We start from the raw sequence: 17,605 nt of genomic DNA, 5'->3' as shown, positions 1-17,605 counted from the left end.
AGTGAGGATCCCCCCGTTTTGGTGCCACAGGGCCCCTGTTCGCTGCAGAATCCCGATGCGAGGATGAGCGCGAACCCGTACCCGCGGGTTCGCGCGTCCGCCTCGGCGGGCGAAACGGGGGTCGTGCCCGCGACTCCCGAGGCTCGGTCGCCCGGGCCGGAATACAGCCGGAAGCAGTGCTTCCGAAACCCGAAGGCTGATGATGAACGTCACGCGATCTCTCCGCACCCGTTCCACCGACCCGGCGACCGGACTCAGGTCCGTGCGGCTCCGCGCACGGCGCGCGAGACAGCGCATCATCAGCGCCCTCGCGATCACCGGGCTGCTCGCGACGGGCGGTGCCGTCATCATGGCAGTCGCGCCGGCGTCGTCGGCGGCGGCGGCGGATCTGGGGCCGATCACGACCAGCTTCGAGATCGACGGGAACAAGCCGGCCGGCAGCGGCGTCGACTGGGACACGGTGCTGGACGGTACGCCCGCGACTGCGCCCTACCTCACCGCATCGGGCCACCAGTCCTCGGGAATCGTCGACGCGTCGTTCGCCTACGACACCGGCGCAACCGCAGCGAACTGTACGGGCGGCGTGGACGACACGGTGTTCGCCGGCGGCGACAAGATCGACGACAACCCGTGGACGCCGAACACGAGCCCCGAGCCGAACGCGAAGGGCGATGGCTGCACCGTCGCAACCGCATACGAGATCGTCGATGTCGGGGGAGTGCCGCACTACATCCTCTACCAGTACTGGACCCGGCTCCAGGGCCTCGGCGACATGACCACCTACCAGGTGCTCGCGGGGCCTAACCCCGACAGCTTCGACGATGACTACCTTGTCGAGTTCAACTACGAGTCGAGCGGGCCGACGACGCTCGTCCGAATCCTCGACTGGGACGGCAATAGCTGGGAGCCGATCGGTGCGTCGTTCCCTTGGCAGGCCGCCGTGGGCAAGAACACCGATACGCCCTCGACGGGCAATGACGCGACGTTCGGCGAGATCGCGGTCGACCTGACTGCCGCGGGCGTGCTCGGCACGGGCACCTGCCGCACTTTCACCGCTGACGGCTTCATCACTCGGACGGGCAACAGCCAGCAGGCATCGACCGAGGACATCGTCCGCGACCCGACGCCGCTCACGGTATCGAACTGCGGCGGCCTCGTCGTCAAGAAGGTCGGAACCGACGGAGCCCCCGACGCCGACTTCAACTACTCGGTCGTCCGCACGGGAGGCGGGCAGGTCCATGACGGCACCCTGACCGGCCCAACCGACACGGTCGCGGGAAACAACGGACTGGGCGCGACGATCGGCATCGGTGACACCCACAACTGGGGCAACGTCTTCGCCGGCAACGACTACAAGCTCACCGAGTCGGCGCCGCCGTCGCCGTGGTCGTTCCAGTCGACCGCCTGCACGGTCAAGAACCCGACGACCGGGCAGACCGAGAACACCGCGGACGGCAGCTTCAAGCTCTACGTGGGCGCGACGACGACCTGCACGATCACGAACGTCACCTCGGGCGTGAAGATCACGAAGGCCGCCGCGGGCGACCCCGCGACCTTCGACTTCACCGTCACCGGCCAGCAGGGCAACGTGCAGGTCGCCGGCGGGCAGAGCTCGCAGGTCTTCTACTACACGCCGGGCAGCAGCGTCGACATCACGGAGATCGCCGAGCCCGGCACCCCGCAGTGGAACCTCACGTCGATCGTCTGCGACGCCGACGGCGACGGCGACGCCGACGTGTTCCTCGAGACCGCGACCGCCAAGCTGAAGACCATCGCGGGCCAGGTGCTCAACTGCACGTTCACCAACGAGCAGGACGGCCAGATCAGGATCGTCAAGAACGTCGCGGGCGATAACGGCACGTTCAGCTTCACGACCACCGGCGCCGACCTCTCGGGCTTCGACCTCACCACCGTCGGCGGCACCGCGTCGAAGCTCTTCGACAGCGTCGCCCCGGGCGCCTACACGGTCACCGAGACCACGCCCGCCCCGTTCTACGACCTCACGAACCTCACCTGCGTCGAGGACGGCACGAACGACTCGGCCGTCTCGCTGGCACAGGGCAAGGCGACCATCAACGTGCAGCCCGGCGAGCTCGTGACCTGCACCTACACGAACACGCAGCGCGGCAACATCATCGTCACGAAGCAGACGAACCCCGACGGCTCCGCGCAGCTGTTCGACTTCACCCTCACCGGGCAGGCCGGCTTCTCGCTCAGCGACGGGCAGTCGAAGGCGTTCAACAACATTGTGCCGGGGGCGTACACGCTCGCCGAGCTGGCCGAGGCCGGCTGGGACGTCACGAGCATGACCTGCTCGGGCGAGACCCCCACCACCGACTCGCCGATCGGCATCACGCTCTCGCCGGGCGAGACCGTCGAGTGCACCGTGCTCAACACGGCGACGAAGGGCAGCGTGACCGTCGAGAAGAAGGTCGACGGCGTGCCCGCCGGCTACGACTGGTCCTTCCCGATCTCGATCAGCCCGGTTCCGGGCGGCCAGCAGGGCACCATCAACGCCACGGACGACGACCCGATCGTCGAGTGGACCGACCTCGACGTCGGCACGCAGTACACCCTCACCGAGGGCGAGCTCGCCGGCTGGGACGAGGGCACGATCGGCTGCGAGGGCATCGACGACGAGTCGGATGCCCCGGGCTTCCAGTTCACCGTCACCCCGGGCCTCTCGCTCGAGTGCGAGGTGACCAACGTCGCCGAGCCCGGCGAGGTCAGCGTCACGAAGACCGTCGACGGCGTCGCCGACGACACCGAGTGGGAGTTCGACCTCACGATCGATCCCGCCGACGGGGTGAAACCCAGCGCCACCCAGACCGTGTCGGGCATCGGCAACACCAGCGACACCGTGACCTGGACCGACCTCGTCGTCGGCGAGGAGTACACGATCACCGAGCACCTGCCCGCGGGCTGGACCGGCGGCGTCGTCGAGTGCGGCCCCGACTCGAACCCCGACCTGCCGGGCGACCAGTTCGTGGTCACCCCGGGCTTCTCGCTCGAGTGCACCGTGAAGAACGAGGCGGAGCCCGCCTCGGCGAAGGTCACGAAGACCTCGGTCGGCGCAGCCGGCAGCTTCACCTTCGTGCTGACCCCGATCGACCCGGCCGGCGACCCCGTCGAGCAGATCGTGACCACCCCCGCCGGCGGCGGAGTGGGCGACACGACGTTCACCGACCTCGTTCCCGGCACCACCTACTCGCTCGCCGAGAAGGACCCGGGGGCGGGCTGGGTCGCGGGCGAGCTCGTCTGCGAGGTCACCCACGCCGGCGAGCAGACCGCTGAGGCCGTCGATGAGTCGGGCTTCACGGTCGAGCCGGGCGACGTGTTCGAATGCGACATCACGAACACGGCCAAGGGCAAGATCATCATCGTCAAGAACATCGACGGCGCCGACGGCACCTTCCAGTTCACGGGCACGTGGCCCTGGGCCGGCAACCCGTCGATCGGCTCGTTCGGCGTGACGACCGACAACGGAACCGGCGCCAACAGCTACGACAACGTCGTGGCCGGCAGCTACAGCGTCACCGAGCTGCTGACGAACTCGCACGTGGGCGAACTCGTCGGCTGCGTCGAGTCCCGCGTCGGCGGCGCGGACGACGACTCGTCGATCGACCAGGTGAACCCGCTCAAGGGCCTCATCGACCTCGACCCGGGCGAGACCGTCGTCTGCACCTACTCGAACACCGAGCTGTCGACGATCATCGTCGACAAGGTGGTCCCGGGCGTCGGGGAGATCCCGGGCGGGGCGACCCAGGAGTTCCCGTTCACCTTCACCGGGGACGGCGGCGACCAGGAGTTCGACCTCACCGACGGCGACGAGCCGCAGACCTTCGGCTCGCTCCTCCCCGGCGACTACAGCGTCACCGAGGGCGACACCGCGAACTGGGACCTCACCGGGCTCCAGTGCACGCCGTCGGACGGCGTGGACATCGAGGGCGCGACGGCGGGCATCGACCTCCTGGCCGGGCAGACCGTGGTCTGCACCTACACGAACGCCCCCGAGACCGGTGACGTGACCGTGCGCAAGATCGTCGAGGGCGTGCCGCAGGGCTATCCCTTCGACTTCGAGATCACGATCTCGCCGGCGGTGGGCGCCCAGCCCGCCACGCAGCACGTGACCGAGGCCGACGCCAGCGTCAGCTGGAGCGACCTCGTGGTCGGCGAGACCTACACCCTCACCGAGGGCGACGAAGGAGGCTGGAACGAGGGCGCGTTCGTCTGCAACGGCGGCGACCTCGAGGACGCCGACGACTCGCTCGCCGGATTCCAGTTCGAGGTGACGCCCGGCCTCTCGATCAGCTGCACGATCACGAACGTGGCCGTGCCCGGCGAGGTCACCGTGACGAAGCACGTGACCGGAGTCCCCGACGGCTTCGAATGGTCGTTCCCGCTCACGATCTCGCCTGCCGACGGCGTGCTGCCGCAGGCCGAGCAGACCGTGACCGGGGTGGGCAACGTGACCGACAGCGTCACGTGGACGAACCTGAAGATCGGCACGGTGTACACCGTGACGGAGGACGAGCTGCCTCCCGGCTGGTCGGGCGGCACGGTGACGTGCACCGACTCCGACCCGCAGACGTCGGGCAACCAGTTCGTCGCGACGCCGGGCGCCACGCTCAGCTGCGACGTGACGAACGACGTGGTGCCGCCGACCGGGCTCATCACGAAGGAACTCGTCTCCATCGGTCAGAACACCGAGGGCACGTGGGATCTCGTCTACGAGGTGAAGGTCGCGAACCAGAGCCCCGTGGCCCCGCTCGTCTACGACCTGCAGGACCAGCCGTTCTTCGGGGTCGGCATCGTGATCAACGATGCCGAGGCCGAGGGCCCGAGCGACGAAGCAGCCGACTGGGATCCGACGGCGTCGAACTACGTGCTCGCCGATGACGAGTCGGTGCCGGCCTCCGGGACGGACACCTACACGATCACGATCAACGCGACCGCGGACGAAGAGGTGTACGAGACCTCGCAGGACCGGTGCCAGGAGGGCGACACCTCCCTGGGCGGCTTCCGCAACACGGCGTTCCTGATCGTCGGCGACGGCGAGCCGCAGCCGGCCAGCGTCTGCGACGAGCCCGGTCGCACGACGGTCACCAAGGACCTCATCGACACCCCGGTGCGCGGTGACGACGGCAACTGGACGGTCACCTACGAGGTCGTCGTGACCAACGAGAGCGACACCCAGGACCAGTACTACGACCTCGAGGACGACCTCGGGTTCCCGGCCGGCGTCGAGATCCTGTCGGCGACCGCGACGAACGACGCGGGCGTCGACACCACGGCCTGGAACGGCGACACGGTGACGACCCTCGCCGACGACGTGCTCATCCTGAAGTCGGCGGTGCACACCTACACGATCGTGGTGGTGGCCGACGTCGACGAGATCACCTCGATCGACCACGTCACCTGCGAGGCGTCGACCAGCGGTCGCGGCTTCTTCAACGAGGCCGTGCTCGTCAACGGCACGATCGTGACCGTGGTCGACGACTGCGACACGATCCCCGTGGGCCGGCTGACGCTCCAGAAGCACGTCGACCTGTCGGCGTTCGAGGGCATCGACCTCGCCGACCTCGGACTCGGCGACCTCGAGCAGCTCGCGCCGAAGGACTGGCTGCTCACGGGCGTCGGCGCCGTCGAGAGCGTCGCGGTGCTCGGCAACGTCGGCACCGTGTTCACCCTCCCGACGGGCGACTACGGTCTCTCCGAGGAGCCGACGGCCGAGGCATCCGGCCACCCGCTGCTGAAGTACTTCTTCAGCCAGGGCTGGATCTGCGATCGCGACGGCGAGGGCGAGAACACCGCGCTCGTGGAGATCGGCGAGCTCACGAGCTGCGACCTCACCAACACGGCCCAGCTCGTCGACGTGGGCATCGAGAAGGACTACGACCTGAGTGGCCTGCCCGACGATGCGATCGAGGGCGGCGACGAGTTCAGCTACGTGCTCACGGTGACGAACCACTCGAGCATCGACGTGGCGGAGCTCGACGTCACCGACCTGGTCGACCCCGAGCTCGAGGTCACCGGCGAGGCGACCTTCGAGGGAGCCGGTACGTGGACGGAGCAGCCGACGATCGGCGACAACGCGTTCGCCGCCCACGGCGTCGGACCGTTCGAGCCGGGCGACGTGACCACCATCACGATCCCGGTGCGGCTGCCCCAGCCCGAGCCGGTCGAGACCGACATCGTCGGCCCCGACGACCCGGTGCCGCCGACCCCCGAGATCGAGCTCGGTGACATCCCGAACGAAGCCTGCGTGGCGATCACCGACGGCGAGGGCGTGCTGCCCGACCTGATCGCAGCCAACAACTGCGACGAGGTCGAGGTGCCGCGCAAGGCGATCGACCCGGCCGCCTACGTGCGCTGCATCGCGGATGTCCCGTGGCTGTACTTCGACGTCGCAGCGAGCGAGCACGTGGAGCCCGGTGACATCACCGTCACGTGGACGAGCGCCGACGGCACGCTGACCAAGACCGAGACGGTCGCGTGGGAGGACCGCAACGACCGGCTCCTCTGGCCCGGCGCCGCGGTCGACGAGAACGGCGTGCCGTACGAGTTCCCGGGCTGGCGTCCGATCACCGAGGAGGACCTCGTGAACCCGCCGTTCCCGGGCACGCGGTTCGGCGACCTGATCCTCGATGAGAACGTGCCGACGTACCCGTGGCGCGACATGGAGAACCCCGCGACGATCACGTTCTCGGTGAACCCGTCGCAGTCGGTGCTCGCGGTGTACCCGCAGGCGCTGCCGGCCTGCGCGATCGATCGCGAGCCTGAAGTCGACATCCTGAAGACCGCCAGCGTCGAGGAGGCGAAGCCCGGCACGAACTTCGAGTACACGCTCGAGGTCACGGCGACGGGCGTCGGCTCGGCCGATCCGGTGGAGGTCTTCGACGAGATCCCGTCGCACCTCCGGGTCGACGACATCACGACCGCCCCCGCACCCGCGTTCCCGCGCTGGGAGAACTGCGAGGTCACCGGCAAGGATGCCGACGGCTACGGCGGACTGCTGCACTGCGACCTGCTCGGGGTGCTCGGACCGAACTACCCCGAGGCGCCGCCCATCGTGCTCGATGTCCACGTCGACCCCGACACGACGGCGACGAGCGTCGAGAACACCGGTGAGGTGTGCTGGCAGAACGCCGACGACACCTCCGAGGACCCCGAGGTCATCTGCGACGACTCGTCGGTGACCGTGCGGATCCCGCAGCCGATGGCCGCCACCGGGTTCGCCGGTGAGCCCTTCATCTGGGGGGCCGCGGGCCTCGTGCTCCTCGGCGGACTGCTCGTCGCGGCCGGCATCGTGATCCGCCGGCGCAAGCAGGGCGAGCACACCGTGTGATCGAGATGATCGCGCACTGACGCGGCGCGTACCGGGGGTCGGACCGTGAGGTCCGGCCCCCGTTCGCATGTCCCCCGAACGGGGGAAGTCGAGTGATCGTCGAGTACCCCGCTTTCGGGTGACACGTCAAGAAATTCCCTGATCACGGCGATTTCGATTCTGCTATTGTCCCCCGTTTTGGTGCCAGCGTCCCCCTGTTCTGTCCCCCGAAACCTCTGATTGACTCGGCGCAACTGCGCGATCCGTGCACCCGTGCGCCACCCGATCACGAAGGTTCGACGACCATGGACAGCTTGTTCGACCCGTTCCGTTCCGACCAGAAGGCAGAGGGCCGTCGTGATCGACGCCGCCGCGAGGCGCGTCGAAGCCGATCGCTCAGGGCGACGATCGCGGCGATCACCGCGGGCGCGATGCTGGCGATCGGGCTGCCCACGATGGCGTTCGCCGCCGGCGAGGCATCGGATCCCGCGACGCCCGACACGGCGAAGGTCGCGAGCGAGCCGGCTGCGGAGCCGGAGGCGGGCGAGGGTGACGCCGCGACGCCGGCGGAGGAGCCGCCCGCGGAGGAGACGCCCGAGGAGGAGCCGCCCGCGCAGGAGGCGCCGCCCGCGCAGGAGGCGCCGCCGGCGAAGCAAGCGCCCGCGAAGGAAGCGGCACCCCCGGCCGCCGAGGAACTGGTCACGCCGATGGCGGTGTTCCCGGCCGACACGGCCGACTGCACGACGAACTGCGGCAACCTCACCATCACGAACGTCGTCTCCGGCGGGCCGGCGACGGCGAGCCAGTGGACGCTGCACGCCGTCCGCTCGAGCAACAGCGACAACTACAACTTCACGTCGGGCCAGACCCGGCCGGTGCCGCGCAACAACACCTACACGCTCTTCGCCGACAACGGGCCGGCCGACTACACGACGACGTTCGAGTGCACGACGGGTGGATCGGGCAACAACGACCCCGACTGGGACGAGGACGACCGCACGGTCACCTTCAGCAACACGAACGGCAACCCGATCCAGAAGTTCGCGAACTGCACCTTCACCCAGACCTACTCGGGGCCGGCGACCATCAACGTCCAGGTCGGCGGCAGCCGTACGGGCCTCTCGAGCGTCGGCGGCCTCGGCGGCGTCACCCTCCAGCTCTACACCGACAACGGCGGGTCCTTCGGTTCGATCATCAACCAGCCGTGGGCCACCTGCGTGTCGACGGCCGCAGGGGTCTGCACCTTCTCCGTCCCGAACGCCAACAACTCGAACTTCTGGGTTGCGCAGGCGACGCCCGGCGTTCCCGCCGGGTGGTCGAAGAACGCGACGCTCGCGACCGGTGAGAACCCGTCTTCGGCGAACTACCGATTCCGCATCGCGGACGTCGACGCCGGCGAGACCCTCAGCTCGCTGAGCGACTTCATGATCGCCACGGGCAACACCGCGAACAACGCCTCCGGCGGCATCTGGCAGAACTCGCTCGCGAACCCGCCGGCGATCCAGATGTGCGGCGTGCGTGTCGCGCTCGTGATCGACCTCTCCGGCTCGGTCGCACCGAACTTCACCGAACTGAAGAACGCAGCGAAGGGCTTCGTCACGGCCCTGCAGGGCACGCCCTCGCAGGTCGGCATCTTCACCTTCAACAACGTCGCACCGGCGTCGGCGGGTGCGAACCTCGGCATCACACCGGTCTCGACCGTCGCCGGCGCGAACACCGTGCGCAACCACATCGACGGCTTCTCGACGCCGACGGAGGCGACGAACTGGGATCGCGGCATCTACCAGGTGGCGACGAGCGGGACGCAGTACGACCTCGCCGTCGTGCTCACCGACGGCAACCCGACGGTCTACGCCGGCGACGAAGGGCCCGGCAACCGCACCCGCTTCCGCGAGGTCGAGAACGGCGTGTTCTCGGCGAACGCGGTGAAGGCGCTCGGCACCCGCGTCGTGGCGTTCGGCGTCGGCGCCGGCGTCGGCGGTGCACCCGACAACCTGATCGCGATCTCGGGCGGCACGCCGAACTCCGATTACTTCCAGTCGGCCGACTACGAGGAGGCCGGCACGATCCTCCGCAACCTCGCGCTCGGGTCCTGCGAGGGGTCGATCTCGGTCGTCAAGCAGGTCGTCTCGAACACGAGCACGGGCGAGTCGAAGACGGGCCAGACCCCGGCGGGGGGCTGGACCTTCACCGCGCAGCCCACGACCGGCGGTATCACCCCCGCATCGCAGTCGGGCGTGACGGCCGCCGGCACCGGCGCCGTGAACCTTCCGCTCACGTTCGCGGGCGGCACGACCTCGGGCACCGTCAAGGTCACCGAGGATCCGCAGGGCCACAGCATCGTCACGTCGAGCGGCAAGAACGCCGTCTGCACGGACGTCGCCACCGGTGGCGCGATCACCGTGACGAACGAGACGAACGGCTTCTCGATCCCCGTCAGCTCCACCCAGGCCGTCACCTGTACGGTCTGGAACCGACCACCGCTGCCGCAGTCGACGTACAGCGTCGACAAGGTCTGGGTCGTCAACGGCGTGACCTATCCGAACGGCCAGCAGCCGATCGGCCTCACCGCCCAGCTCACCGTCGGCGGCGGGAACGCGCCGTGGGTGACCACGCAGGGGCCGGTGCCGGCCAACACCGTCGTGTCGCTCAACGAGACGACGAGCGTCGGGTCGCGCGACCTCTGCCGCATCACCGACAGCCGGGTGACGCTCTCGAACGGCAGCGCACCGGGCAACGGGGCCCTGCCGTTCGACGCCACGCTGCAACCGGGTGAGAACACCTACACGATCACGAACACCGTGACCTGCGACTCCCAGCTGACGCTGAAGAAGACCGTCGCGAACGGCCCCGCCGCACCCGGTGCGTGGAACCTCGACGCGGTGGCCCCGGGCGGCGCGCTCCCCGGACCGAACGGCGCCACCGGCAGCCCCGGCGCGACGGCGCTCGTGACCCCGAACGTCACCTACCCGCTCGTGGAGACGGGTGACCCGCGGTACGTGCAGACCCTCGGCCTGAACGCCGTGCCGATCCCGCCCGCGACCGGCAGCTGGGACTGCGTGCAGGTGAACGCGGGCGGCACGGTCGTCCCCGGCTTCGCCGACGGCCTCAACGGCGGGGTCACGGTGCCGATGGGCTTCCGGGTCCAGTGCACCGCGGTGAACCAGACCGCATCGCTCACGCTCATCAAGAACGTCGACAACGACCTCGGGATCGATGCGGACCCGAGCGACTGGACGCTGACCGCGACGCCGAACGCGCCCGCGATCCCGGGCCTCGCCGCTCAGGACGCGACCACGGGCGAGACCGTGTACATCCGCCCCGGCAAGGCGTACACGGTGGCGGAGAGCGGCGGGCCCGACGGCTGGACCCAGACGAGCATCATGTGCCGCACGTCGCCGAACGGCCAGTACGTCGAGACCGACCAGATCACGCTCCCCGCGCTCGGGCAGGGCACCTGCGTCATCTCGAACGACCCGATCTCGCCGCAGATCCGGCTCGTCAAGAGCGTCGTCGGTGCGAGCACTTCACCCACGAACTGGCTGCTGAGCGCGACCCCGGCCGAGGGAACACCGGTCGGTCCGGTCGCCGGCACGACAGGCGGATACGTCGACATCGCCGCGGCCCAGTCCATCACGCTCCACGAGAGCACGTCGCTCCCCGGGGCCGACGAGCAGTTCTACCCCGGCGTCTGGGAGTGCAGGCTCAACGGCCTCGGTCCAGTCCTAAACGCCGGCACCGCGCTGCCGGCGCTCGAGCCCGGCCAGAAGGTCGACTGCGTCGTCACCAACACGCTGAAGCCGATCACGCCGTCGATCACGAAGACCGCGGCGGTGCCCACGCCGAACGCGGACGGCACGTGGACGATCGCCTACGACATCGTGGTGACGAACCCGAGCGCGTTCCAGCCGATCGACTACATCCTCTCCGACCGGCTCGACTTCGGCTCGCAGACCACGGTGAACAGCGCGAGCTACCAGCGCGTGCAGCCGCTCCCCGCGGGAGACGTCGAGAACTGGACCGTCGGCTTCGACGCCGTGCAGCCCTTCGACGACGAGCCGCAGCTCGCCGCCGGCACCTCGCACACCTGGCGGGTCACGGTGAACGCGACCGTCGACGACGGCGCCGACTTCGACGGCACGACCCACGGGGCGTGCGACGACCTCGAGCCCGGCACCGTGGGCTTCCTCAACACGGCCACGATGTACGTCGGACAGGTGCCCTACGAGGCATCCGACTGCGAGCTGCCCGTGAAGCCGACCATCGCCAAGCAGGGCGGTGCCGCCGTCGACAACGGCGACGGCACCTGGACGCTGCCGTACACGATCACCGTGACGAACCCGTCGGCGACGACGAGCGTCGTCTACGACCTCCTCGACGAGCTCCACCTTCCCGCCGGCGTCACGCCGACCGGGCCGGCGACGGTGGTCGCCCAGCCGGTGCCGACCGAGGCGTCGTGGACCGGCTTCGCGCCGAACACGCTCCTCGCGGACGACGTGACCCTCGCGGGCACGCCGGGCGTCGACCAGCACGTGTTCCAGGTGCAGGTCGTCGTCGAGATCGGTGCCGACCAGGGGGCCTTCCGCTGCCCGAGCGACGGCGGTCTCAACAACGTCGCGACCCTCGAGTCGGGCAACCAGACGGACGACGCCACCGGATGCGTGACCGTCGACTCGCCGAAGATCACCCACACCAAGGTGGTCGTGCCGGGTTCGGTCGTGCAGGCGCCGGACGGCACGTGGAGCATCGCCTACGACGTGGTCGTGACGAACACGGGTGCGATCGGCGGCGTCTACGACCTCGCCGACCAGACCCACTTCGGCGCCGGCGTCACGGGCGGCACGTACTCGGCCGCGAAGAACGGCGTCGCGGTTCCCGGCTGGACGAACGGCGACGCGCTCGCGGACGACGCATACCTCGCGGCAGGTGACCCCGACCCGAGCGACACGTACCGTGTGACGGTCACGGGCATCACCCTCACGGGTCCCGAGCTGACGCCCGCGCAGTCGGCGTGCCCGACCGGTGGAAGCACGAACGCCGCGTTCAACAACACGGCGACGCTGACGGTCGCGGGCGTTCCCGCCGACGCGTCGGCGTGCGACTCGCCCAGCGCTCCGAAGATCGTGAAGTCGGGCGCGACCTCGACGCAGCAGGCCGACTCGACCTGGAACGTCGCCTACACGCTGACGGTGTCCAACACCGATCCGGGGGCCAAGCCGTCCTACTACTCGCTCACCGACGACCCCGCCTTCCCGGCGGGCGTCGACTACCTCAGCTACGCGATCGACGGGGGCGCACCGGTGACCCCGTACGACGGGTCGCCGTTCACGGTGGCGTCGAACGCCCCGATTCCCGCCGGGGCGACCCAGGTGTACACCGTCGTGCTGAACGTCGACGCACCCGTCGGGGCCATCGATCCCGACGAGCTCGAGTGCAAGACCCAGGACAACCCCGACGGAGTGGGCTTCCTGAACAACGCGACGGTGACGTCGGGCCAGATCAAGCGTTCCGACGACGACTGCACCGACATCGAGCGGGGCGGCGAGCCCACGGTCGTCAAGGGCGACCCGACGGTCACGCAGGACGGCGACGGCCTCTGGACGATCGTGTACGACATCACGATCACGGGCAACGCGGAGTTCGTCTCCAAGTACACGCTCGCCGACACGCTGCGTTTCGGCCCCGAGGTCGACATCCAGTCGGCCGACTGGGAGGGCGAGGGCGCGAACGGCACCTGGACCGACCCCGAGAACGACCCGACGGCCGACATCGTGCCCAACAGCACGGCGCCGAGCCAGAAGGTCATCGGCATCGACGGCGTGCACACCTACACGGTGACCGTCACGGCGCTGGTCGACCGGGACGCGTTCGGCGACCCGACGACGAACACCTGTTCGCCGACCGACGGCGACCCGGACGTCGGCTTCCTCAACGAGGCGACGCTCACGTCGAACGGCATCCCGTCGTCCGACACCGGCTGCGGCCTGCCCGCCGAGCCCGAGGTGACGAAGACCGCCGTCGGCACCGAGGCCGTGAAGGTCGGCGACCACTGGGAGGCCTCGTACGAGATCACGGTCGAGAACCTCAGCGCAGCGCAGGCCCTGGTGTACGACCTGAGCGACACCCCCGACTTCGCCGACGGCGTCACGATCACCGATCGCGAGGTCACGAGCTCGGATGTCACGGTGAACCCCGCGTGGAACGGCGCGAGCCCGTCGACCGACGTGATCGTCGAGGACCAGTCGCTCGACGGCGGGGCGACGCACACCTTCGTGGTGACCGTGTCGTTCACCGTCGACGACGTCGCCGGCTCGCCGGCGCTCCTCTGCGACGGCGAGGACGGACAGGGCCTCCTGAACGGTGCGGTCGTCACCTCCGGCGGCACCTGGACCGACGACGGCTGCCTCGACGTGCCCGTCATCGTGATCGTCGACAAGGCGTGGGTGATCGACGGCGGCGAGCCGATCGCCTGGGACAGCGACGAGCTGCCCGCGGGCTTCACCGCGCAGGGCCTGCTCGACGGCGGCGCGGTCGACTGGGATGCGGAGAGCGGCCCATACGCGCTCGGCGACGAGGTCGCCGTGGGCGAGACCGACGTGGTCGTGCCCGAGGGCTGCGAGATCGTCGACGCCGTCTCGAACGGCACCGGCGAGTACACGCTCGACGCCACCGTCAACACCTACCTCGTGACGAACGAGGTCGAGTGCGAGCAGACGGTCAACCTCGAGAAGATCGTCGACAGCGAGCACGGCGGCGACGCCGCGGCCTCCGACTGGACAGTCTCGGCGAGCGGACCCGAGGACGGCTTCGGGGGAGCGGGAACCGCTTCCGGCCCCGTCGACCTCGAGGTCGGCTACACGCTCAACGAGGTGTCGGTGATCTGGGAGAACGGCATCGAGTACGAGGTCGCCGCGACCTGGAGCTGCACCTCGCCGCAGGGCGAGGACGCCTTCACGCTCGTCGCCGCAGACGGTGCGACGAGCGCGACGCTCACCGTCCACGAGCTCGGCGCCACCGTCGACTGCGAGATCCGCAACGTGGACGTCGCTCCGACGCTGACCCTCGTCAAGGACGTCGCCCCCGACTCGGTCGAGGCGGAGTTCCCGCCGACGCTGTGGACGGTCTCGGCGACCGAGGACGGCGAGGCGCCGATCGTCACCGGCGCGGGCACCGCGACCGGCGCGGTCGACGCGAACGTCGACTACGTGCTCAGCGAGCTCGCGAGCGACTTCGAGGGCTCCGATGAGTTCGAGGCCGGTGCCTGGAGCTGCGACGTCCCCGGAGTGCTCGACGGAGACACGGCGAACCTGGAGCCCGGCGACGACGTGACGTGCACCATCGTCAACACGGCGCAGCCGGCGAGCTACCTGTTCGGCAAGGAGGTCTCGGGAGTCGTGCAGAACGACGACGGCACCTGGACCATCGACTACACGCTGACCGTGACGAACGAGAGCGCGGTGTCGCCCGTCACCTACGACCTCGTCGACTCGCTCGCCGGCTTCGGCGAGGGCATCGAGGTCGACGAGGCCTCGTGGACCGGCCCCGACGGGTCGGGCGACGTCTGGGAGGACCCCGCGACCGAGCCGGTCGAGGAGCTCGCGAACGACGTCGTGCTGACCGCCGCCACCGGGCTGCACGAGTACTTCGTGACGGTGGAGGCCACGGTCACGGGCGATGCGGTCTGGGACGAGGGCGACGGAGAGGGCGACGGCTCGACGGGGTGCGTGCCCGGCGAGCAGGGCGGATTCGCGAACTCCGCGACGCTCACCGTCGACGGACTGCCGACCGACGCCGAGGCGTGCACCGAGCCCGGCCGCACCACCGCGGTGAAGGTCGCGCACCCCGCGACCAACCTCGGCCTCGGCGACTGGGAGGTGACGTACGACATCACCGTCGACACGGTCGGCGAGCACGACTTGGTCTACGACCTGAGCGACGCGCACGCGTTCCCCGACGGGGTGACGATCGAGGAGGCCTCGGCAGTGGATCCCGACGGCGCCCCGGTCGCCGGCTGGAACGGCGAGGACGCCACGACGCTCGCCACGGCGCATCCGATCACCGCCGGCGACACCCACGTCTGGACGATCACCGTCCGCGCGAACGTCGCCTCGATCGAGTCGATCGACCTCGTGAAGTGCGAGGCGACCGAGGACGGCGGCGGGTTCCTCAACACGGCGGAGATGGTGAACGGCACGGTCACGACGCCGCTCGAGGGCTGCACCGACATCCCCGTCGGCAAGCTGCGGCTCACGAAGACCGTCGACAACACGGCGCTGCTCGACCTCGGCTTCACGCCCGAGGAACTGCTCGCCGCGACCGACTGGGATCTCACCGGAGACTCGGGCACGCAGCTCGTGCAGTACCTGAGCGGCGGCGGCATCGAGCTCGTCGTACCGATCGGCTCGTACCTGCTCGGCGAGCAGCTGCAGACCGAGCAGGAGGAGCACGAGTTCGCCGACTACTACACGGCGGAGGCCTGGCTCTGCGGCGAGGCGGCGGTGACGCATGCGCAGGTCGTGACCGGCGGCATCGCCGACTGCACCCTGAACAACGTCGCCGACTCGATCGACGTGGGCATCGAGAAGACGTACCTGCTGCCCGACGGCGTGACGGCCGTCGAGGCGGGCGACGCCTTCGAGTACGAGCTCACGGTGACGAACCACGGCACGCTCGACGTGCCGGGCCTCGAGGTGACGGATCTCCTCCCCGACGACCTCGTCGTCACCGGGGCGGCGACCTTCACGCCCGCGGCCGACCCGGCCCAGCCCGGCACCTGGACGCAGACCTCGGGCGACACCGACAACGCGTTCGCGGCGACGTACTCGGGTTCGTACCCGCCGGGCGCGGTGACCACCATCACCATCCCGGTGCAGGTGGCCGTGCCCGCGCCGCTGCCGCCCGTGCCGCCGGTCGGGCCGAACGACCCGCCGCCCGTGCTGCCGGTCGTCGACCTCGACGACATCCACAACGAGGCGTGCGTCGCGATCCAGGCGCCCGAGATCGACGAGATCGCCGCGGCCGCGATCGTGCCCGACATGGTGCCCGGCAACGACTGCGACGACGTCGACGTGCCCACCAAGGCGATCGACCCGTCGGCCTACACGCGCTGCGTGGCGGACGTGCCGTACCTGTACCACAACGTTGCGGTCTCGGAGAACGTCGAGCCCGGGCCGATCACGGTGACGTGGACGCCCGACCCGACGGTCTACCCCGACGCGGTCCCGGTCGTGATGGAGATCCCGTGGGATGAGCGCGACGGCCGGCTGCTCTGGCCGTACGGCGTGGTCAACGAGGAGGGCATCTCCATCGGCTGGCCCGGATGGCGCCTCATCCAGGAGGGCGACGTCGTCGGCGAGAACGGGATCGTCGACATCTGGGAGAACATGGTCAAGGACTCGAAGCTCGAGAGCTACGCGTTCGCCGACCAGGTGAACCCGATGACGGTGACCTTCTCGGTCAACCCGAGCCAGTCGATCCTCGCGGTGTACCCGCAGGCGACGCCAGCGTGCGAGGTCGTGCGCGACCCGTCGGTCGACATCGTGAAGACCGCGAGCGTCGAGGAGGTGAAGCCCGGCGGCGCGTTCGACTACACGCTGTCGGTCACGAACTCGGGTCTCGGGGCGATCGAGAACATGGAGCTCTTCGACGAGATCCCGGCCGACCTCAAGGTCACGGACATCACGACCGACGAGGCGCCCGCGTTCCCGCGCTGGGACGACTGCGAGGTCACCGGTGCCGACTCCGACGGATACGGCGGACTGCTCCACTGCGTGCTCAACGGCATGATCGGCGGCACGCAGCCCGACGCGCCCGACGTGGTGCTCTCGGTGGTGCTCGACCCCGCGTCGAAGGCCGATCGGGTCGACAACACCGGTGAGGTCTGCTGGAACGACCCCGACGACGCGCCGGTCGAGCCCCAGTCCGAGCCGGGAACGGTGGCACCGGCAGCGGTGCTCGATCCCGAGCTCCCCATCCTCTGCGACGACTCGACCGTCACGGTCCGGGTCCCGCAGCCGCCGGCTCCGGGGATCGCCTCGACCGGCTTCGCGGGCGCGCCCTTCCTCTGGGGTGCTGCCGGGCTCCTGTTGATCGGTGCGCTGCTGGTGTCGGTGACGATCGTCCGTCGCCGCCGCCCGGGTGAACGGCACGCCGAGTAGGAGCCGCGTCGAGCGGGGGGCCGGTGCCGTCGGAGGCACCGGCCCTTCGTGCGCGCCGGTCGGTGTCGCGCGGCAGGTGCGGGCGCACGTCGCGCTCCGGGAACGCAGACGGGGCCGGTGC

Annotated in this window: 2 protein-coding genes; both read left to right on the top strand. The window is 69.7% G+C overall.

Going from position 1 to position 17,605, the window contains the following annotated elements:
• Positions 1 to 202: 202 nt before the first annotated feature.
• Positions 203 to 7,348 (top strand): DUF5979 domain-containing protein, encoded by a 7,146-nt coding sequence (locus tag ACFVSL_RS00545; RefSeq protein WP_386937542.1) that lies wholly within the window; start codon positions 203 to 205, stop codon positions 7,346 to 7,348.
• Between the two features lie 284 nt (positions 7,349 to 7,632).
• A complete protein-coding gene (locus tag ACFVSL_RS00540; RefSeq protein WP_386937540.1) occupies positions 7,633 to 17,484 on the top strand; it encodes a hypothetical protein in 9,852 nt (3,283 codons plus the stop codon).
• Positions 17,485 to 17,605 lie beyond the last annotated feature (121 nt).

The organism is Agromyces sp. NPDC058064 (assembly GCF_042885275.1).
Lineage (GTDB): Bacteria > Actinomycetota > Actinomycetes > Actinomycetales > Microbacteriaceae > Agromyces.
The sequence above is the reverse complement of the archived record's forward strand: the minus strand, read 5'-3'. Positions and strand labels throughout refer to the sequence as shown.

What these genes read in the sequence shown, in the direction of transcription:
- ACFVSL_RS00545 (WP_386937542.1), top strand. Translation starts at nt 203, where the DNA reads ATGAACGTCACGCGATCTCTCCGCACCCGTTCCACCGACCCGGCGACC.
- ACFVSL_RS00540 (WP_386937540.1), top strand. Translation starts at nt 7,633, where the DNA reads ATGGACAGCTTGTTCGACCCGTTCCGTTCCGACCAGAAGGCAGAGGGC.